At 47.8% G+C, this 22112-nt stretch carries 15 protein-coding genes; 3 read left to right on the forward strand and 12 right to left on the reverse strand.

Translation table 11 applies throughout. From position 1 onward, the window contains the following. Window positions 1-150: 150 nt before the first annotated feature. Window positions 151-1584: a hypothetical protein gene (locus QD47_RS13305; RefSeq protein WP_044646590.1), complete on the forward strand. Its 1434-nt coding sequence runs from the start codon at window positions 151-153 to the stop codon at window positions 1582-1584. Between the two features lie 125 nt (window positions 1585-1709). Here QD47_RS13305 and QD47_RS13310 read toward each other — a convergent pair whose 3' ends face one another. Together QD47_RS13310 and QD47_RS13315 are read right to left on the reverse strand one after the other, a co-directional pair. Next, the gene (locus tag QD47_RS13310) at window positions 1710-2453 is read right to left on the reverse strand and encodes a hypothetical protein (protein WP_134911028.1); all 744 of its coding nucleotides are present in this window, start codon (window positions 2451-2453) and stop codon (window positions 1710-1712) included. Window positions 2454-2751: 298 nt separating this feature from the next. Next, the gene (locus tag QD47_RS13315) at window positions 2752-3780 is read right to left on the reverse strand and encodes a WXG100 family type VII secretion target (RefSeq protein ID WP_044646592.1); all 1029 of its coding nucleotides are present in this window, start codon (window positions 3778-3780) and stop codon (window positions 2752-2754) included. Between the two features lie 198 nt (window positions 3781-3978). Between QD47_RS13315 and QD47_RS13320 the strand changes: the two genes are divergently transcribed. Beyond that, the gene (locus tag QD47_RS13320) at window positions 3979-4758 is read left to right on the forward strand and encodes a Cof-type HAD-IIB family hydrolase (RefSeq protein ID WP_044646593.1); all 780 of its coding nucleotides are present in this window, start codon (window positions 3979-3981) and stop codon (window positions 4756-4758) included. Window positions 4759-4853: 95 nt separating this feature from the next. Then, window positions 4854-5642 carry a formate/nitrite transporter family protein gene (locus tag QD47_RS13325; protein ID WP_044646635.1) on the forward strand — a complete coding sequence of 263 codons (789 nt, stop codon included), beginning with the start codon at window positions 4854-4856 and terminating at the stop codon, window positions 5640-5642. Between the two features lie 90 nt (window positions 5643-5732). On the opposite strand, the gene QD47_RS13330 is transcribed toward QD47_RS13325, so the two are convergent. From QD47_RS13330 to QD47_RS13375, 10 genes are all read right to left on the reverse strand, one after another. Then, window positions 5733-5978, reverse strand: coding sequence for an HPr family phosphocarrier protein (locus QD47_RS13330; protein WP_014279995.1), 246 nt, complete (start codon window positions 5976-5978; stop codon window positions 5733-5735). A gap of 92 nt (window positions 5979-6070) precedes the next feature. Further along, window positions 6071-6943, reverse strand: coding sequence for a DL-endopeptidase inhibitor IseA family protein (locus QD47_RS13335; protein WP_044646636.1), 873 nt, complete (start codon window positions 6941-6943; stop codon window positions 6071-6073). A 123-nt stretch (window positions 6944-7066) separates the two neighbouring features. Continuing rightward, entirely contained in the window at window positions 7067-7300 is a 234-nt protein-coding gene (locus QD47_RS13340) for a hypothetical protein (protein WP_044646594.1), read from the reverse strand. Between the two features lie 177 nt (window positions 7301-7477). Then, complete coding sequence (locus tag QD47_RS13345) at window positions 7478-9343, reverse strand: rhamnogalacturonan lyase (RefSeq protein ID WP_044646595.1); 1866 nt, start codon at window positions 9341-9343, stop codon at window positions 7478-7480. 157 nt (window positions 9344-9500) lie between these two features. After that, window positions 9501-10058: an SLOG family protein gene (locus QD47_RS13350; RefSeq protein WP_044646637.1), complete on the reverse strand. Its 558-nt coding sequence runs from the start codon at window positions 10056-10058 to the stop codon at window positions 9501-9503. A 363-nt stretch (window positions 10059-10421) separates the two neighbouring features. Beyond that, window positions 10422-10760 carry an iron-sulfur cluster biosynthesis family protein gene (locus QD47_RS13355; RefSeq protein WP_044646596.1) on the reverse strand — a complete coding sequence of 113 codons (339 nt, stop codon included), beginning with the start codon at window positions 10758-10760 and terminating at the stop codon, window positions 10422-10424. A 320-nt stretch (window positions 10761-11080) separates the two neighbouring features. Then, window positions 11081-12598, reverse strand: coding sequence for a glycoside hydrolase family 30 protein (locus QD47_RS13360; RefSeq protein ID WP_044646638.1), 1518 nt, complete (start codon window positions 12596-12598; stop codon window positions 11081-11083). 128 nt (window positions 12599-12726) lie between these two features. Then, a complete protein-coding gene (locus QD47_RS13365; protein WP_044646597.1) occupies window positions 12727-15456 on the reverse strand; it encodes a beta-glucosidase in 2730 nt (909 codons plus the stop codon). 516 nt (window positions 15457-15972) lie between these two features. Next, complete coding sequence (locus QD47_RS13370; protein WP_044646598.1) at window positions 15973-16956, reverse strand: Gfo/Idh/MocA family protein; 984 nt, start codon at window positions 16954-16956, stop codon at window positions 15973-15975. Window positions 16957-17135: 179 nt separating this feature from the next. Then, window positions 17136-22106: a DUF4132 domain-containing protein gene (locus QD47_RS13375; protein ID WP_044646599.1), complete on the reverse strand. Its 4971-nt coding sequence runs from the start codon at window positions 22104-22106 to the stop codon at window positions 17136-17138. Window positions 22107-22112 lie beyond the last annotated feature (6 nt).

A 22112-nucleotide genomic window follows, 5' to 3' on the forward strand; every position in this document is an offset into this window, starting at 1 on the left:
CTGATTACGCATCGCTTTGTGGATTTTTGCAAAATACTCATTTAAGATGGATTGACAGTTTGAGAGGAACAAGCTATTATTCTATCAAATTACAAGTATTTCGCTAGGAATAATATAAAATAGTATAGCCTATTTAGGAGGAAATTTCACATGACCGCACCTTTTGCTAACCTAAGACCATCCTCTTGGAAAATGATCCCTCTATCCACCGCCCTATTCATCGCTGCCTTTTCCAGCCCTATTGATTCCTACGCCGCACCCGCGGCAGCCCCGATCGTCCAGCAAGTAAACAGCTCCGCTTCAAGCACTGTTACTGATTCGGACAACCAGCTCACCTATCTAAAGGACCGTTTTAACATCCAACTATCCTCAACCCCGACAAAGGGGGAATATATCGCTGCTCTTGCCACCGTGCTGAACCTGAACAGCTCAAGTACAGCTTCTGCGGACAAAAACACCGCCTTCACAGGCTTAAACTCAAATGACCCGTTGTATGCCCAAGCGGCAGCACTGTATGCAGTAGGTATACTGGATAACACTGACGTAAAACCGTCCGTTCCCCTGTCACAAAATGACGCGATCCGTATAGCTGTCAAAGCCGCCGGATTGACTGAGTTGGCTGCTACATACCCTGCGGATAAGGCGCAGGCCGTGCTGACAAAATCGGGTATTCGTACATTGGCTGGAACTGCTGAGACCAATCTAGCGGCCTCGCAGGATCTGGCAGTCGCTGTAGATACAGGACTGCTGCCGCAAAGCGTGCTGTCCTCCTTCCAGCCGGACGAGCAAGCCGATGCGTCATTCACCGCCGAGGTGCTAAGCCGTGTGCTAGCATTCCACGGCGAATACAAAAATACCGTCGGTCAAGTACAGGATGACGATATTTTTGCTAAAATCCATCAGGCCTATGATACACAGATACTCGTCCAATCCCCGGAGCTGCAAGCCCTGTTCGACGCAGGACTTCAGCAGAATCTGTTCACAGGCTACAATATCAAGGACAGCCGCTATGATGCCCATTTTGATCCGAAGCTGTCCCTCACCTATGGACACAGCAATCTCAAGCACGCGATCCAGCTGATCGGGCTGCTTCGCAGCGAGGGTATTCAAGCCAGTGTACAGCTAGAGCCGAAAACTTCGGCTTTTGTATACTTGAAAGAATGGGGACAGCCTGCCCAGACCGAAGACTATAAAGTCGTACAAATCAACAACGGTAACTACATCGCCTACTCCAAGGAGTATGACTTGGCTCTCGAATTTGCGACGATCGGGCAGAAGAACCGTTTTGACACCATCATCAACCAATACGCCAAAAAGAACATTAAAGACCAAGCCGGCCTGATCGCTCAGTCCTGGTGGCAGCCGCTCTATTACTCCCTGTCCTCTCCCCGCTCAGCCTACACGGAGATTGCGAACAATCGGGTCAGCGCAGGACGCTATTACGCCCAGTCTTTTTCGCTCACGGACAAGGCCTCCTCCATTGCCGATGGCTTACGTAAAATCAAGCCAGGTGTAGAGGTGGAAAGCTACCACTTCTGGGTGGATGCTCCCTTTTATCGTTATTTGAACGGGGAGGCTCAGTAAATTTAATTCAAAAAACAAAAGGCGCAGCCTTCCAATTCAGCGGAAGTCACTGCGCTTTTTTCTATAATCCGCGGTTCACCACAGCTTTTTTCAAGCTTGTATAAAACGCACTTCAACTACTTTTATTATGCTTTTCTTTCTTCACTCTTCAATTTAAGCAAAGCACTTTCTGACAATTTTATGATTTCGCTTAGCGTCTGTGAATCATTATTCTGAAACAATTCAGCCGTCTCTGCAAACATCTTTTTGTACCCTCCCCAGATTCGTATTGCAATAAGAATACCAAATCCAATTCCAAGAAAAATGAGCACTTCTTGTGCCACACTCAAAACTTCTACATGTACAGCTTTGTATATGGCCGTCAAAAATTGCACCCACAAGGGAACAAAGAGTGCAAGATATACGCCTGAGGCGAGATATTCCTTGGGCTTTCCTCGGGCAATCTCCTTTTCGATCAAGTTAATCAGAAATTCCAGCTTTTTCTCATCGTATAGATTAAATAAATGAAGTTGATTTTCGAAGCATTTGAACTGATATTGATAAAATTCTTTCGTTTGCCAAGCTCCTTTTTTAGGTTGAATACTGTAACGTGTCTTAATGATTACTTTTGCTTTTTTAATGAAAACATAAGCCAATGTATACATAATACACGCACACACAAACCAAAAGGCGAGACTAACTATTCCAATAGTCATTTGTAAGGCTAGTAGACTTAATAGTGCGCCTCCAACTAACAATATTGAGGAAAAGACAAACAAGACAAGACCCCAACGTGTAACTAAATACTGAAATTTCATATGTCTAAATAATAAAGCACTAAATGCAACCTTTTCCCGATAATGCTTAATGAACGCATCCATCATCTTCAAATAATTCCTCCAAGCCATGATCTCTCTGAAAGTCTCAATCTCACTTAGTTCAACTTTAAAAATAGCTTTTGTACCAAAATAAATCATTTAAATATTTTCGGAAGAAAGTGAAATATGTAACTCATTTATTAATATATCGGTTTCCAAAAAATTTTGGTAAACAAAAAAATCTACAGACTTCTCCAGCTAGCGAGTTTTACAGTTTCCAACTGCCACTCACCGTTCCAGAAAAAAGACTGTAGATTGTATAGATACTCCTATTCGCGTTGCTAATGTCGTTTCAAACCCTGGATCACTTCTAGTTATAGTCCTCCCAATAGCGGTATTCCATTTCATTCTCACCTTTGGTGACGATGATCATGTTTTCGATATGTCCGGTTTCCTTGTCGGTTCGGTAGATCATGGTGCGGGTTTCGCCTTCATCCGGTACAGAGAATAGCACCTTGTCACTGATCATGCCGCCACCGATGCCGACGACGTGCTCTCCCCAGCCGGAGGCTGCGCCGGAACTAATGCTCGAACCTGCGCCACCAACGCCAGTCCCACGCGACAAAATAAGACCTATGCCATACCCGGTGACGGTCTGGGCCGTTTTACCCAGAGCGTGCTCTCCGGCCGATTGGGTATGCTCTTGGGCCCAGTAATCGTATTTGTCGGTATTTTGCTCGTAGCTGACAACATTTCCTTTTTTATCTATAGAAATATCCGTTTTCGTGCCATCTTTACCTGTCAGCTCGGTGACGGCGACGAGAGAATCGGCTGTGATCTTGGACGTTTCTCCTGTATTGTAATCTGTGCGGGTAACCGAATCCTCATATTGCAGCCGCAGGACGTTCATCTGGTCGTGGATTTTCTGCATGACCTGCTTGTCTCCAATCGCCTCGGCATCTTTCAGGAGTTTCTCATATTGCTGGTATTTATCGGCGTCAGCCTGATCCCAATCATCTATGTTTTTGGGCGACTTGGAGGCATCCCCAGCATGGTTTCCAGCTTCTCCACCGCCCTCCAGCGCTGCACTAGCGCTCATAGCCGCCGCCAGCGCGGTCCAGAAGCCACGCGGATTGTCATCCGCATTTCTAAACTTCGAAGCGATGCTTTTCAGCTCAATTTCAATGGATTGAACCTTGTTTAACACGGAAGAAAGCGTATATTTAGCCGTCCGATAGTCGTTATAAAAGCGATTCCTCTCCATACCGTCCCACTGGCTGTGAAGGTTGTTCATAGTGTTATCCAGGCCGTTTAACTGGTTATTCAGTGTTCCGTGGGCATTGGCAAATTGGGAGGCCACGCTATCCAACTGCTCCGGTGTGACTTGGATTTTCGTCATGATGATCACATCCCGTCTATGAAAATAGGAGATAGGCATTATATTTTACAGTAATCCTTATTTCATATTGTAAGCTATAGAAGTCAGACATTCATGAGGATTTATACGTATTTGTGTATTCAGAAGCAGTTCCTTTGATATAATGAATCCATATGAGTTCATTTCGACAATACATTATTGAAAGTCAGGTGTAAAAACATGTCAGACAAAAAAATTATCTTTTTCGATATCGACGGTACATTACTGGACGATGACAAAAAAATGCCACTTACGGCTGAAAAGGCTGTCTTTGCTTTGAAAGAGCAAGGTCATGAGGTAGCCATTGCCACAGGACGCGCGCCTTTTATGTTCAAGGAAATCCGTGAGCAGTTGGAAATTGATTCTTACGTCAGCTTTAATGGGCAATATGTCGTGCTTCGGGGAGAAGTGGTTGCTACCAATCCGTTGAACAGAGAAGCTTTGCAAGCGATGACTGATCTTGCCCTCACACATAATCATGCGATCGTATATATGGATCATGCCAATATGAAGGCTAATATTCCTAACGATGAGCTTGTAGAAAAATCGGTTCAAACGTTCAAGGCCAAACTTTCGGTTGGATACGATCCGCTTTATTTCCAGGGAAGAGATATTTATCAGACGCTGTTGATGTGTACGGTAGAAGAAGAACCCTTCTATGAAGCGGTATTCAAAGCTTTTGACTTTGTACGCTGGCATCCGAGTTCTGTGGACGTTGTTCCTCACGCTGGCTCCAAAGCAATGGGCATCCGCGAAATTACGTCCAGACTGGGCATTGCCGATGAAAATCAATACGCTTTTGGCGACGGTTTGAACGATGTGGAAATGCTGACGGCTGTACATAATAGTGTCGCAATGGGTAACGGTTGTGATGAAGCCAAAGCCGCAGCTAAAATGGTCACAAAACGCGCAGATGAAGACGGCATTTTGTACGGGCTGCAAAAGCTTGGTTTGTTATAAGCTAACAGGATTGCTGACTGACTGGGCAATGTTTAGGGAAAAATAAGGTCTGTTTAAAGACTTACATTCGAGAAAATAGGAGGTTGTCGTTGGATATGGAGACGGAAGGCTTACGCAATGTCGAACAGCTAGCCATGAAGAAGTACAAAATTTACAAGCAAAGCCTACTCCGGTATTTGGCTCGTTCCATGCTGGCGAGTATGTTCATCGGGTTCGGTGTTATTGTGGCCTTCAAGACGGGCAACTTTTTTTACATGGAGCATTCTCCATTCACTTATCCTATGGCAGCGCTCACGTTCGGGGCGGCCATCATTCTGATCGCTTACGGCGGTGGTGATTTGTTTACAGGCAACACCTTTTATTACACCTATGCTGCGCTCCGTAAAAAGCTCCGCTGGGGACAGGTGCTTCGGCTGTGGGCTGCCAGCTATGGCGGTAATTTGCTGGGTGCCGGGGTGTTCGCACTCCTTATTTTCTTAACCGGGCTGTTTGAGTCCTCCAATGTGAATAGTTTTTTGCTGAACGTGGTGGAGCATAAGATGGAAGCGCCCGCAATGCAGCTGTTCTTCCGAGCTATTTTGTGTAACTGGCTGGTCTGCCTTGCCTTTTTTGTTCCGATGTTTATGAAGGAAAACGGCGCGAAGATGTTTGCGATGATGCTGTTCGTGTTCTGCTTTTTCATTTCGGGATATGAGCATAGTGTGGCTAATATGTGTACTTTCGCCATTGCGCTCGTGCTGGACCATCCGGGTACGGTCTCTGTTGCTGGTATGATCCATAACCTCGTTCCGGTTACGCTCGGGAATCTGGTTGGCGGTGTGCTGCTGATGGGTGTGATGTACTATTCGGTGAATCTCCCGTTTTTGGACGAGGAGGAGCATTAAAAAAAGAAGCCGTGGAATCTAAGCATTCCACGGCTTCTTTGCATTATTTTTAGTTAGAGCATGCAGCGTCTACAGGTGTTCACTTATCTGTTATCCTTCTTGAGCAGGAAAATGAATAAATTCCTCCAGCTCCTTAAACAGCTTTTTGGGATTGACGGTGTCGGGCACCACCAGAGTCAGCGGTTCATCCAGCTTTAGCACATACATGCCTAAAATGGATTTGGCATCTGCCATGCCGCTTTTGCCATGAATCCAAATATCATAGGTATAATTCGAAACGATTTGATTGATTTTTTCAATATCCTTAACGTCTTTTACCTTGATGGGTGTCATCATTGCACAGCACTCCCCTGCCTTGAATTGGGACTTACGAAACAAGCCTCAACCTCACTTTACCCCATTTATGAATAACGTTGCAAAATCTTAATTTAGAAAATGATATGCGGCGCGGAGCTGATTTTCCAGTAGCTACCGACCTTTTCAAAATTTACGGTGATTTTCTCGTTCGCCTGCTTGGTTCCTGCCGGATAAGGCACGGTCAGCAGATAGCTGCGCTTAACCGGGGTCATCGTCACCATTTTCGCTGTAGCCCGGTTGAACTCCAGCAGGTTACCACCATCTGCGTCCAGCTGAGCTAGTTTTCCGTTAATTTCAACGAAAAATTTTCCAACAAATTGCTCACTGGCCTGCTTGGTGTAGGCCTGCGTCAGATAGCTGGTCAGCTTGGTCTTGGTGCCGATGTCCTCGGACAGGTAGCGGTAGCTTTTGCCGTTCCACTGGAACGATTCGCCCACCGTGCTGCCACCGCTGATCGCGTACAGATAACGTGACTGCGCCTCCAGCACGAGCGGAATGGCGCTCTCGTGATTCAGCTTATCCAGCTGCGTTGGCTTCACGCTGGCAGCCGCGGCTGCTACTGGCACCGAAGTGGACGGCTGCTGCGGCTTCGACGGCTTGGCAGTCGACGGTACGGACGGAGCAGCCGCTGGCGCTACCGACGCGGATGGACGCGGTGCTGGTGCAGACGGAGCTGCTGGTGTAGCGGCTTTGGCGGAATCCACAACTGTGGCCGGGGCCGATGCTGCTGGAACCGACGGCGCTTGTGCCGGGGCTGGCGTCGTAACCGACGCAGATGCTGCTGGTGCTGGCACCTTGGCCGGGGCTGCTGCGGCCGGACTGGCAATGCCCGGTTGCGTCGCTTCCGCTGGAGCGGTCACGGCGGGCGCGGCGGCTGCGGCCTGCGCCACGCTCATAAGTGCGGCTGCGATGCACAGCGCGGATAGCTTCGTATTTATTTTCATACCTGTTTTCATCATTCTATGCACCTCCATAATCATATACCTGCATAAACTGCACACATTTCTATTATAAGAATCCCCTGCCACAATTGGGTTGCTAAATTGTTTCTATTTGCCTTTATTTGTTCATTCTGCACGAAGTTTGTCCGTATTTGCCGGGTGAGTTTCTTCTGACTGCTTCACTCGCTCTGCCTTCACCTCTTCCAGGGATTGTGACAGTTGCTTAACAGACCGGTCAAGCTGCTCCAATCTGCGGCTAAGGGTGACAAGGATATATTTTAACAGAATCAGACTTAATGCAGCAGGGAATCCGACATTGGTTACGAGCGCAATCATACCTTCGGTCGTTAGAGAAGTCACATATCCCGCCTCCTTTTTCATGCGTATATTTCGCTAATAAGAACTAATGTTCCCTTTTTTATGAAAATCATACGTTGTCTTCTTTGTTGGCATGACAAAAAGAGCTCCGATCAACCCGGGGCCCTTTCCGTTTTTGTTCATTCTCGTTTCATTTCGACCTTCAAACTAACCTGTAAATCAAGGAATGTATATATTCGGCTGCGCGGGCTTGGACATCCCTTCTCCCAGATAAAACCCAGTGTGTGGCGGCTGGTTATAGGCCACGTTCTGCCACGCTATACTCAGACGATACAACGGATCATGCATAAGTGTATAAAAACGATACTCTGACTCATACGGTGTTGTGTAGATACGCAACGCCGAATTGTCGCTTTTGCGCCAAATCACCTCCTCGCGCCAGTCGCCGAACAGATCGGCCTGCAAGGACGGTGTTCCTTTCGTTCCGTTATTGGAGCTGGTGCCTGTAGCCGTAAGCAAATTGGAAGTGGTCGAGTTGGTATAGTTCCACTTGTCGATTTTACCAGCGCTTGACGAGGTATGATCCAGCAGTTCACGCAGCAGGTCGCCATCCCACCAAATTCCAAAGTTAATGGAGGACGGTAGCGTATTCGTAATAAGCTCTCCTTTAGCCGAACGCACACCGATCCCCGGCGCCCATTGCTCGTTTCCTTTTGTACGGGGATCAATGTCTGCCGACATGCCTCTCCCGGTATCCTTGCCTGTATTTACGCCCCATAAAATGCTTCCATTACGCGGATCATACATAGCAGCGCCATAAGTCGCATTTTTGTCCTCGTTTACCTTAAACACTTCATAGCCTGAACGGTCCGGGTCCAAATTTCCAACATGAAGCGCATCCCCGTGTCCCATGCCCGTGTTAGCCAGCTTGGTCCCGTTATCGTCCACCACCAGCGAGCCGTACACGATCTCATCCTTATCGTCTCCATCCACATCCGCCACACTCAAGCTATGGTTGCCCTGTCCAGCGGTTCCAGCATTGGTCGAACCGTTGCTATCAAAGGTCCAACGTCGATTCAAGCTACCATTACGCCAATCGTACGCGACCAGAACCGTCCGGGTGTAATAACCCCGTGCCATCACAATGCTGGGCCGCACGCCATCCAGATAAGCAACCCCGGCGAGAAAACGGTCCACCCGGTTGCCATAATTATCTCCCCAGCTAGATACCGTTCCCCGTGGCGGCACATAGTCAATCGTGCTAAGTGCTTTGCCCGTATCGCCCGAGAACACGGTCAGAAATTCAGGCCCATCCAAAATATAACCACTGGCATTGCGATAATCCGCCGAGGCGTTGCCGATGGTCACCCCTGTGCCATCTTTAGTGCCGTCTGCTGTTTTGCATACGATTTCTGCTTTGCCGTCTCCGTCAAAATCATAAACGAGAAATTGCGTGTAGTGCGCTCCAGCCCGGATGTTCCGGCCCAAGTCGATTCGCCATTTGCGTGTTCCATCCAGCTTGTAGCCGTCCAGAAATACATTTCCCGTGTAGCCGGATTGCGAATTGTCCTTGGCATTGGAAGGGTCCCATTTTAACACAATCTCATACTCGCCATCCCCATCCAGATCACCTACACTGGCGTCATTGGCATTGTACGTGTAGCTCACATTATCCGGGGTTGTACCGCCCGCAGGCTGCTGGATGGGAACATCCAGATAGTTGTTGCTCCAAACCTTCACTGCCTGAGAAGCAGCCTGTTCTGCTCCATTCACAACGGCACGAACCGTGTACGAGGAGGAAGTCGTACCTGCCTTGTCCAAAAAGTTGGTTTTCGACGTAATCGGCGCATCATTGACCTTGCTTGTCCCTCTATACAGATTGAAGCTGACCAAATCCGCTTCCGTGCCCAGCAAACGCCAGCTCACCAGCACGCCCTCCGGCACCTTGACCGCAACGGCTCCACGGTTCAGCTTTTCCATTTGCCTCGCAGAAGCAGCAAAGACCTGGCTATCCATCGGGGTGACTGTTCCACACAAAATGACACCGAGACAGAGCAACGCGGTATACCGAAATCTTTTTTTCATCTGAATCCTTAACTCCTTTCATGGTTTATTTTTTCAATAAATTTATTTTATCTGACTGATAAATTATTGTTGTTTAAATTTTATGATAGCGCTTACATAAAAGTAAAGGGACGCATTCGTCCTTTTTGTTCAAAAATCCGAGCTAATGCTTTAAAAATCAGAGGTCCATGAATAATCGTTCTTCATCCGCTATGCTTTGGATATCCTCTGAGCTAATGCTGATATATTGATAGCCTTCTGCCTGTTGTTTTTTTAATGCCATTTCTTTCATAAAACGTGGGCTGCCCTCCCCGGCATCCTCGTCATAAACGAGCAATAAACCATCGGTTTTGCGGAAAAGCAGTTCATCCCGTGCCTTGAGTTGCCATATTCCCTGATAAGGCTGGCGGCTGACGACTCCCACATAGTCAACTCCCTCACAAATCTGCTGAAAATACTCCTTTTTATCCTCTTTCCACTTTTCCTCCATATTTTGATAAGCCACCATAATGGAGCATTTTAAGTGAGGATATTGCTGCTTCAGTGAAATTGCCACTTCACAGGCCCACAGATCCACCCCGTACTGACCCGGGGTAATAATCCACTCCAGTCCTTCTTCAATCAGGGGAATGAGCCTGCCTGTGATCGCCTTTTTGATATATGGAATGCCTTCGTGCTTTTGGTTGAAAATATTCAATTCATGGGCGCGGTAGCCCGAAACGAGCAAGTTTTTCATCATCTCAACGTCCTTCTCGAATGATCATAATGGTTATTGTAACACTTACAAGGAGGCCACTACATAACTTAGTTCTTTGAAGAGCTGAGTGAATATGTCCAAAAAGACGAACTTCGATCCATGTTTGGTGGATGAGGTTCGTCTTTTGGGATTCGCTACTGGTTTCGTGTTCATGCTTCTTTATGAATAATGCGTTTGGTAAATTTGTTCTCCTGATATTCTTGAAATTGGGCAAGATTATTCTTTCCCATTAAAAACTACTCCATATTCGGGTATTATTACTAACTTATTAAAAACGGATTTCTTACTCGCAATAGTCGTCTCCGTTTACATTACATACTTCCCCTAGCCACCCAGTACTCTTCAAGTAGACGATTTGACACGCACATCTTTCATTCTAATGTTGCTGCTGAATAGGCCCGCATCGCTGCTCAATTTAAATGACGGATAATTAGGGTCTGCCTCAAGCCGCATTCTGCTGTCGAATTGCTGCTCCTGCTGCCGGTCTACAAAAAAAGAATAGGGCTCGGACTGAATGACTATATCGGTAGCATTGGGCGCAGTGATAACCAAGATGACAATTACGCCGTTACATCCGCAGCCCTCTGTGTCATAAAACAGCTTAAATACTCCCGGTCGTGCTGAAAGCGCGTTTGCTAATCGTTCAACTGACAAGGGGTCCAACTGTAATTGTATATCCATGAGGCTATTCTTCTCCTTTATGCATGAATACTTGGAACCGTGATTCCAAAAGAGCGATATTTAAACGATGTATATATATACATTATAGTTAAGCTTATCATTGTACTTGTGTGACTGCACTCACTTTTTGAAGGATGGAGTGATGGTCAGTGCCGAACCATATTGAAAAAATCTTATCATCCGCCTCTGAAGCAATTCTGAACAATGTTAAAATTTTATCTTTTCGCGGCTTGAACTTTAGAACACACAAAAACGAGTACCCAGCCGTATAGGCTGAGCGCTCTAAATCTACTGTAAGCATTCAGAAGAATGGCACATTTTTATGAAGCCGAAGAGCTCCATTGAAAGGTAGCTGCCGATTTGGCAGGAAGCTTGCAGGTAAAGACTTTGCTTCCCTGCCGAACCTTGAAAGTCCGCTCGTCCGCTCCCGTATTAGCGGCAATCAGGACAAGGGTACCGTCGGGGTTACGGTAGGCGACCGTTTCAATACTTCCGCTGTAATGCGTGGAATCAATACGGACCGCACCCGGGCGGACAAATTTGCTGGCATGTCCAATCGCATAGTACTCCACATTTTTAGTAACGGCACCGCTCAATGGATCAATGGTAACCACACCGCGACAGTTGGTACAGCCGCCATTTGTCGGGCCACCGGATGGATCAAGCGCCACATTCCAGAACAAGACATTTTGCGACCAGTTCCGTGGTGCGCCAATGATCAGCTTGGACATATCCCAGCTCAAATTATCTCCAAAATCCGGACTCCACTGCCCCCCGCTGCATTCTGTCATGTACACTGCCTTGTCCGGAAAGGCATTATGCACGTCTGTCATCGCTGTGGGCTCTCCTTTGTAGCAGTGAAAGGCCGTGCCGTGCGTATAGCTTCGAGCTTGCTCATCTCCCAACACGGTACGGGCATAATCACTCCCGGTATCCCAGTTATGGTCAAAAGCAATAATCTGGGTGGACAATTTGTTCCGACTTAAGGCAGGACCCAAATATTGCTTAATAAAGTTTGCCTGCTCGGCTGCCCCCATACTCATGCTGGGATACTTGGACGTGGTGAACTCTGGCTCATTTTGAATGGAAATCGCCTGAATCGGAATACCTTCGTTCGCATAAGCCTGAATATAACGTACAAAATAGTCAGCATATGCGGAATAGACGCGCGGAACATTATAGTCCAAATACCAGCCATTGTAGGTCTGCTCCCCATATTTCATCCAGGGCGGCGCAGTCCACGGAGTTCCCATAATCCGAAGGTCAGAATTTCTGCGTACGATCTGCTTTAGCACATCCGTCACGTCCTGATCCTTGGTAATGGAAAAGTGGTTCAGATCATAGTCCTTGCCTGATGCCACATCGTCATAGGTATAGCTGCTGGGCTGTCCCCGTTCATCCACCGAATAATCGGATGCGCCGATGGTGTGGCGAATATAGCTCAATTGAATACCGCTCGCGGTAAACAAATCGTTGAGTAACTGGTCACGCTGATCCGGAGACATGCCGTGATTCATGAGATAAGCGGATGAACCGGATACCGCTGCGCCGAACCCCTCCATCGTCTGGTAACGAATATCCGGCTTCACCTCAACCGTCAGTACGTTCGAGTTGGCTGCGCTGCCTTTAGCATTATCGTTACTCCAATGTATCGGAGCTTGCTCGGTCAGGCGATTCGCCGGGTCCGGTGACGTCAGCCACATGCTGACGTTACTTTCTGCTTTCGGCTCAGGACTATTCCGTATAGCGATACTGACCAGAATAGCACAGACCAAAATCGCAGTTGCAGCTACGAGCAGCCGCATGTTGGAATGTCGTTGCTTTTGGGGTTTCTTCATCGTCCTCAGCCTTCCTTCTGTTTCAGCTTTCACTTGGAATCCCCCTTGCATACCTACCGCAAAAAGAGAGCCGGTGCATATGCCCGCGCTCTCTTGAATATAACCATTTTGAAACAAATGTAACGGGGTTACTTCGCTGTCTTTCCTGTAGATGCTGCCGGAATCGTAACACTTCCTGTCAGTCGTGTATCCTGAGAGGAACTGCCTACATAAATCGGCACTTCACCGGACGGCATAACCCATGCTTTGGATTTCTCGTCCCAGTAGGAGAAGGCTTTCGGGTCCAGTTCAATGCGGACCTTCTTCTCCTGGCCCGGCTTCAGCTCGATCTTAGACCAGCCTGCCAGTTGACGGGATGGAGTTTCCACGTTTGTCGGAAGCTTCCCACTGTACACCTGCACAACCTCTGCTCCGGCAGTTTTCCCGGTGTTTTTCAATTTTAGCGAAACCTCGACGGTGCTCGTACGATTGGATTTATTTCCGCTCGTGTGCTGTTTTATTTTCAGATCGCTATAGCCAAAGGTCGTATAGGATAAGCCGTATCCGAAGGAGAATGCGGGTTGAATTCCCGATTTCTCATATCCCCGGTAGCCTACAAAAATACCATCCGAATAGTCACCTATTCCGTTCACACCCGGGAATTTTTCCGGTGAGGATACCGGAGTGGACTGCTCGTTAACCGGGAAGGTTACAGGCAGCTTGCCGGAAGGATTCACATCCCCGAACAGAACGCGTGCAATGGCATTCCCCTGCTCTTGACCAGCAAACCATGCTTGTACGATGGCGGGAACTTTATTCTGCCAAGTGTCCATCTGTACAGCTCTGCCGCTCATTTGCACAACAATGGTTTTCGGGTTCGCCGCGGCAACCGCACGGATCAGCCGATCCTGATTGTTGGGCAGTTCCATATCGGAACGCTCAACATAGCCTTCGCTCTCATAAGTACGTGTGACGACAATCGCTACATCCGACTTTTTCGCCAGCTTCACCGCATTGTCAATCAGCTTGTCTGACGTATCTGCCGGAGGTTCCCAGCCCAAACGAACCATTCCGCCAGAATCACGGCCGGTTACCGGATAATCGGCACGGTATTCAATACGTATCTTGTGCTTTTCACCCGCTTTGAGCGAGATATTCTTCTTCGTAGTTTCCAGCTTTGTACCTTGATTATCCACAAACAGCTTGTCGTCGAGATACAGCTTGCTTGATCCCAAACTGGTTAATGACAGCGCATAGTCGCCATCCTCGGGAGCTGCAATTGCGCCTGTCCAGCGCGCAGATATCAAGCTGTTCAGTGTCGTTGGCGTATTGGGAACTTTAGGGGACTTCGCATTGAGACCCTGATAATTATAGAATCCAAGATTCATGTTGACCTGACCATCATTACGTACAAGCTCCGGACTGCCCTCCATTTTGTTGTTCTTCCAGTATTCGCCCCGCAGTCCCTGTTCGTCATCTCCATAAGTGGCGTATCCAACGCTGATATCCTCTTTTTTGTCGGATGTGGTCAGCAATGAGGATGGCACAGCCGATGGACCCGGCATAATGTCTCCCGCAGAAATCGGGTCTGTACCTGGTGCATATTGGACAGTTACCCCTTTGCCGACACGGTTGCGGATTCCCTCTAACGGACTTACAGTATACGTCGGGTTCACCAACGAGCTGCCTCCGCCTGCTACAGTACCGTTATCTGCATCGGGACCAATCACAGCAATAGATTTAAGCTTATCCTTGGAAAGTGGCAAAGTATTATTTTTATTTTGCAGCAGCACCATGCTCTCCTCAGCCAATTGGCGGGCCGTCTTGCCATGGTCACGGGCATCAATCTGGTTATTTTCAACCGGGTGATCAAACAACCCTTTGCTGAACATTTGCACCAGAATACGCTGAGCCTTATCATCAATCGTTTTTTCACTTACCTTGCCGTTCTTGACAGCAACCAGCAGTTGATCTCCCCATTTACCAAAAGGTGTACCCGGTGTTTCCAGGTCCAAGCCGGCATTAGCGGACTCTACTGTACTCAGGTTCGCACCGTAATCGCTCATTATGAAACCTTGGAATTGAAGCTCCTTCTTCAAGAGGTCCGTCAAGAGGGTCTTGTTCTCACAAGCAGGCTCGCCGTTGACCTTGTTAAAAGAGCACATCGCCCCTCCCAAATCAGCCTTGGCAATAACCTCCTGAAAGGGACGTATGTAAATTTCATGCAGCGCACGGTCACTGACTTTGACATTCGTCGTGAAGCGCTCCGTCTCCTGATTATTCATAAGATAATGCTTGGCTGTGGCCAACACAGGGTGGCTTTGCACACCTTTGACATAAGCGGTCGCCATTTGCGATTGCAGCAGCGGGTCCTCACCCATAGATTCAAAGTTCCGCGATCCCCATGGAATGCGGGCAATATCCATCCCCGGTCCGAGCACCACATTATGAGTCGTATTAAAAGCCTCGTCTCCGATCAGATCACCGTACTGTTTGGCAGCTTGGGTATCCCATGTTGCAGCTAATGCAATTGGAGCAGGCAGCGCAGTCGATTGCTTGTCCTGTACATCCGGATTGGCGATACGCACACCCGCAGGGCCGTCTGCCATCGTCAACGCCGGGATGCCCAGACGCTCAATCGGATCATTGTAGAATCCATAATAATTGTTGACCTTTCCAGTCACCAAATCTATTTTTTCTTCCAGCGTCATTTCCTGTAACAGCAGAGCTGTTCGTTTCTCTGCCGAGAGGGACGTATTCATCCAGGGCCGGTCTGTCCGGCTTCCTGCCGCTCCTGCAATATTCATCGGTCCGATCACAACAGCCGCGATAACTGTCATCATCATCATACGAAACAACCATGTTGATTTCACTTTCACGTTTGTAATTCCTCCTTGATGTTAGGTCATGAGATGAATGCCAATTCAACTCTCATAGGCTTGCAGAGGCTCTCGATCCTGCGAGCTCCGACAAGAATCAAAAGCCACGGGATAAGCAAGCAAGTCAGCAAAAGCCGCACTGACTCAAGTGACATGTACAACACCCTACCGTACATTTCTGAAAATTTCATTGAAAAATTCTGGAAACCACTCCCTAGGACCATCATTTATTTTCATAGAAAGAGAGCGTTACCAATTCCGTTAACTGACGATTTTATTACATTTTCGTCACTTTTATATGACGATTTTTTAACTAATTCAAATCACAAAAAATGATTCGTATGGCCCACTCATTCCAGTGCTCATATGAACATCTTTAATCTGCGACCAAAGTTGGAATTGAGCCGATTTATGAGGATTGCATTAATTCCAAACGATGTACACAAAAAAGTCCAAAGAGCTTCAAAAGCTCTCTGGACTTTAAGTGGTTTATTCTTTATTCAATTCATAATTCAATTACTCAAAAGGATACCGAAGCCCCCACTGTGCGCGAATCTGATCCATCAGCTTCATAATGCCCAGTGATTCATCCAAAGATATCGTGGAACTTTCGAATAAGCCTTCATTCAGGCAGCGCCCCACTTCTTCTGCTTCAAAGGCATACCCTGTGGAAGCTCGGTCATCCTGAAAGGTTTGTACCTCTTCGCCGTCCACATGTAAAGTAGCCGACGTGCTATTCAGGAAAGATGGAATGTGGATATATCCCTTTGTGCCATGGATATAAGCCTCATTCGTCAACCCGAGACGAACCGCCCCATTGAGCACAGCCGTACGTCCATTTCCATAATCCAGCAGGATGGAGAACGTCTCGTCAACACCCGTTTCCCCGATATGAGCGGTACTCCATACATGCTTGGGTTCAGGACCGAACACCATCGAAGCAAAGGAAACCGGATAAATTCCCGTATCTAATAAAGCACCTCCGCCCAGATCGGGGTTCAATAAGCGTCCTTCTGGGTTCCATTCTACACGAAAACCAAACTCCGCCTTAACCAGCTTCACCTCACCAATTCGTCCCGCGTCTATCCACTCCCGCACTTGGCGAATCGGAGGCAAAAAGCGTGTCCACATCGCTTCCATCAGGAATAGCTTATGTTCACGTGCTAAGCCGATCAGTTCCTCCAGTTCCCCACTATTCACGGTGAAAGGTTTCTCACACAGAACGGCTTTACCCGCCCGAAGAGCCGTCAGAACATTTTCTTTATGAAAAGGATGAGGAGTGCCTATGTATATAGCATCTACCTCGGGATCTTGAGCCAGTTCCTCGTAGCTTCCATAAGCGCGTGCAATTTGATGCTTGGCTGCAAATTCGGTAGCGCTTTCAATGGTGCGTGATCCAACAGCGTACCCTTCCCCGTTCGTAACATGCGCCAAATCCGCGGCGAATTGATCTGCAATCCATCCTGTGCCGACAATTCCCCATTTGATCTTCTTGCTCATACTCGTGTCCCTCCCTGCAATATGGTCAACGTTGACTTACACAATCCCCTTTATTCTAGCAAACGCCTGCCAGGAACAAAAGAATTATCTGACGCAAATGATGAAGCCCCGCCACACGGATCTGCATGGACAGGGCTTCACGCTACTTCAAAATGAATCTCTATATTACAGTTTCTATCCTACGTCTGAAGCTGCGTAAGAATTTGCGGATCCTTGATTTTCTGATCCTCAGCCAGCAGTACAATTTTGGATAAAATCTCGGCTGTTCTTGGATCTTCATCCAGGAACGGCAGGAAGATGCGCCCACGATGCTGCGAATGCACCGGAATGATATGCAGCGCTCCCTTCGCCTGCTTGTAGACACCGCCGCTTCCCAAATGTACCGCATATTCACCAAGGCTGCCTTCTACACGCGCATAATTCCCATCCAAACGTACATTACTGATTTTCAGCAAACGCAGCGATTCCTGCACAATAACGCTGCGCATTTCAATGGTCGTAAGACTGGCTTCCGGATCAACACCGCCCACATGGGCGACACTGACGACCAAATCTACATCCCGCATGACTTCCGAGAACAGCACTGGAGGAACTTCCTCCAACGGCACACTCTTATACGTTGTCCGATCAAAGAATTGCACCGTTTCCAGTGTAGGAGCCTCGGTATCGGCTGGTGAGAACCAATCTGCCATCGCGTACAGGTTAGCAATCAGGCTTTCGGCATAATACACCTTCTGTAGTCCTTCCTCATAGCTGACCGTCCACTGGCGACCTTTCAGCAGGGCTACCGTTTTATTCGGCTGTACCTGATGTCCTGCATATCGACGGGAAACCGTGGCACTTGCACGTTCATCTGCATTCGGCAAATACAGCTCACGGAACACCTGTTTAAACGGCTGCCGAATCTGGCGGTCAAATAAATCCTTCTGGAAGTCGCTCCAACGACCACTTTCGTACAAATGGAGCGGATGAGCGATGATCAGCTTGTCCTCTTCACCTACGGGAAACTGTTGACCCGAAGGATCAGCTAACCCTGATGTATCTTCATTGAAATATCCCAAGCGATCTCCAGCCTTGAAAACTAGCGTTCGCACCAACGGAGCAAGCACAGGGTTGCCTAATAATCCCGTTAATTCCTTCATCATAAAGGCCGTGCCGGACTCCATTGAGCGTTCCAATTCCTTGCGGGCTCTACGATACTGATCCACCAGATCGCCTTTAAGCTCCTTCAACGCAGCAACATACTCATCCTTCTTGAAGCGAGCCGGAATAGATTTCAGCGTCTTCCCTTTGCTGACAATCTCAATATCTGCCGTTCCTTCTTCATCAATGACCAACTGTATCGTTGTGGCCTCTTCCAAAGCATGTGGCTCAAAATAAGACCGAAGATTCTCCAGCTTACGGGCTTCCATGTCCCACACGAGCCGTGTTACATCATCGTAACCTGCATTACGTGCTAAATTCCCAAGCGCAATTCGTGAAACCAGAGCTTCACTGGCCTTACGCTGTGCCCCGAATTTTTTGCTCTGTTCCAGAAACTTCTGGATGAAGTCATAACGTTCCCGTACATCTGGTTCAGGAGGTTTAACAAGAGGAATCAGACTGTAGGTCAGCAAATGTTCCTTGTTCCGTTTGTCTTCCACCGACTTTTTCATTTCACTCAGTTTCAGCTTACCCAGCGTCGCATCCGCAAATAACTGGGATCGGCGATGATTGGCTCCGGCCGAAATATATTTGGCACAGTCGTACAACAGATCAAAACGTTCCTCGCCCAACGTCTCATAGGCCTCATGAAACCAGTGAATATCGAAGGCTCCATCATTAAAATCCTGCGGAGCAATCGGCGAATAATGAGCTACAATCGTTTCCTTCTCGGCGGAAAAACCTTCATTTATATGCGCATGGAAGTACCATGCAGCACTGCGAAGACCTTCCCATCCGAGGTAGCCTGCTACAATTTCAATCCACTGTGGCGCATACATTGCCGCCTCCAGCAGACGTTTATCCGTAATTTTAGCGTTACTCAGCTTTTCCTTCAGCAAAGCAGAATCCTCGCCATCACGCGGATAACATGCCTTGAGCAAGTGGCTGAACGATTCTTTTTTGGTGATACGATCGCCGTAGCCATACACATAACCACGCACGAACGTTTCCTTGTCGAGTCCATCCAGAATACGGATGAAATAATCCATGCCTTCAATCCGGCTCAATCCCATCACTTTTGGCGTGGCCTCGGTAGGCAAATCACCTCGAACCAATTCAACCTCCAGCAGTCGGTCAATAACCGTACGCCGTATTTCCAAAAATTCCGGATTGCTGGCAATCCATGTATTGCAGGCATTCGTTAAGGAACTCATATGTCTTCTGCTGTCACTGCCAGCCAACAGTTCCCGATACACTTCTCCTACACCGATCAGCCCTTTTTCATATGCTTTAAAATAATCCTCCAGCTCCAGCGGTGAATAAAAGTGATTTAATACACCCGCCAGTTCATTATAGTTATCAAAAGTATGGAAAAAACGTTTAAAGGACTCATCATCATATACACGCCCTTTCTCCAACCCGATCCACGGGCTGGACAGCAGGTGCAGCATTCCCATGTCCTCAGCAAGTCTGTCCTTCGGCATAGCTTGCATCAATGTATTCAACGAGAAATCAATGGTATCAAAGGTTTTATCACCGGGAGTGTCCAGAAAATAAGCATTAATCAGCGTGCTTACCTGATCGTTATACATCAGCTCTGCTATCCATTGCTGCATCTCGTTAATTCGATCTAAAGGATACATTTGTTCAGCGAAATCTTTACGCCATCCTTCCAGCAGCTTGTGCTTTCTCAGTTCTGAATAGTCCATGTTATGATTGGAGAAATAACGGTGATAGCGGTCAAGTGTTTGATCCATAGAATCCAATCGGTCATATAAAACAAGCTCTAGCAGTTCACTTGCTTCCATGTCGCTCTCCTGCAAATAACGACTCCATTCCTCGTGAAGAGGATATAAAGACAGCATGGAAACTGCTTCCTCATTAGGCTGAGCCAAGCGTACGGTACGAAAATTAGCGCCGATTAGCAGCGTTTCTTTGTAGCCCGAATAATACTCAGCAGTATATTCTACATCACGATGCTGGTGGACAAGTTCATTCAGTCCGCTCAGGAACCGCTTCATCTTCTCCAATGAACCCACAAAAACATCACCCAACCGGAAATCACCCAGATCCGGCTGCTTCTCCAGCCAAGCCTCCTTGGCAGCAGGCTCGTACAAGCCAAAGCCGTTTGTCCCCGTATAAGCATCCTCCTGCCCCAGCTTGGACAGTAGTTGTTCTTCCTTAGCCGTCGGCTGCTGAATGATATCTGCTAAAGGCTGGAGGGTTTCATACTGCTCGGCACGCTCGGGGTCTGCATAGATCTTCGTCAATATTTCCAGTCCGCCCAATCGTTGCAGCTCCGCCTTTGCTCGAAGCAACCGTTCCAACGAGCCATTCAGAGACTTATCCGGCTGTACCAGCAGTACACCAATGACACTTTGCCGTAGGGAACCCGTCTTGAGCTTCAAGAGCCCCTCCATCTGCTGCATTTCTTCTTCCGCCAGCGTCAGCTTGCGTGCCTTGGCAACAGCGAACTCGCGAATGCTCATACTTTTGTCGGACAGGCTTGAGAAAATAAATTCACGTTGCACCGTATCATCCGGATTCCGCACAAAGTGATTCAGCAGCTCGCCACGCAGATCAGGGCTAATCTGATCCTTCAAAGCTACGATTTCACCGATCCAGGTCGCGTCCATATCATAACTGACGAGATACAGCATTTTTTGAATCGGTGCATCTGAACGGTGATAAACGTTTACAAAATCCAATACCTTGGAGGGCTCGGCAGACTCGCCTTTTTTCATCTGTGCAAACAGAGCATGAAGTCGCTCAAAATCCTTGCGTCGCTCTTCTTTATTTTCCAGTAATGGAGTACGAACCACTTTAACGATCCGATCCGCGACCGTCCCGCCTTCTACCCATTCGTAAAAATAATTACTTGTATAGTTCGTCAGTACCCAGTATTGAAGCTCCGGGTCCGTCTCATTCAGATATTCTCTGGCAATCCCCAGACGCACATCCTTGTTTCCACTGTTAGAGAGTACATAAAGCGCTACAATCTTCTGATAAGGCGCTCCCTGTTCCATGACTTGCCGAACTTGTCCATACAGATCACGTTCCTCATGTACTGCGGTAGCCCACAAGCTCATATATACCTCATTGGCATTCGCGCTAGTCAGCCATTCCTGACGCAGCTTGCTATTCGTCAATGCTTCATACGCCTGCTCAATCAGTTGGCGAACCACCCGCTGATTAGCAGACTCCAAGCCCATGCCTGTCCATACCGCAAGCGCGCGTACCACCGAGCTGTAACGAATGAAACCCTGGTCGACAATCACCTTCAACAGATATACAAGAGCCTCCGGGGTTCCTTCATCCATTTGCTCCACGATGCTTTGGCGTAATCCCTCCTGAAGCTTGGCAGCTGCCAAAAGCTCGCCGATCATATGGTAATTCTCCTCTTGATGGCTCAAGAGCATTCCTTTAATCATGGCACGCGTAAGAAGCGCAGTCTGGTTATCGCCATAAACAATACCTTTTAGCGCCTCCAAGACCTGCGGATTACCGTTGTCCAACTCATAGGCAATCCAATCACTAATCGTCTCTTGAATCCGATAGTCATTCCCATGTTCATAATCCTTTTTCGTTAAATAATCTATAAGCGAGAAGCCGATCCAGTCCATTCGGATAAGCTGCACCATTCTTTTATAAATCCGCGAAGTATGGAATGTGATATCCGAGGTACGGAACGGTTTACGCTCATACCCTGTACTGTAAGGATATTCAGTCACATGCTCCGTTATATATGCAAACACATCCCCGGCCGTTGTTCCAATCAACTGACGTAGCACCTCTGCCAGTGGCTTGAACAGCGGCTCCCCGCTTGCTTCTGCCTGTACTTTTAATATGCGCTGGCATTCGTTAAAAGGCTCCTCATCCTCGCGTATGTAATGAATTCGACCCAGTTCCATAACATGTTGGGCCAATTCCTGTTGTTGTCCATCCAGTTGCGCCGCGCGCCCCTTCAGTTCGGTGAAATATTCCTGTTCATTTTTCTCCTGATGCATATTTCA

Source organism: Paenibacillus terrae (genome assembly GCF_000943545.1).
Classification (GTDB): domain Bacteria; phylum Bacillota; class Bacilli; order Paenibacillales; family Paenibacillaceae; genus Paenibacillus; species Paenibacillus terrae_A.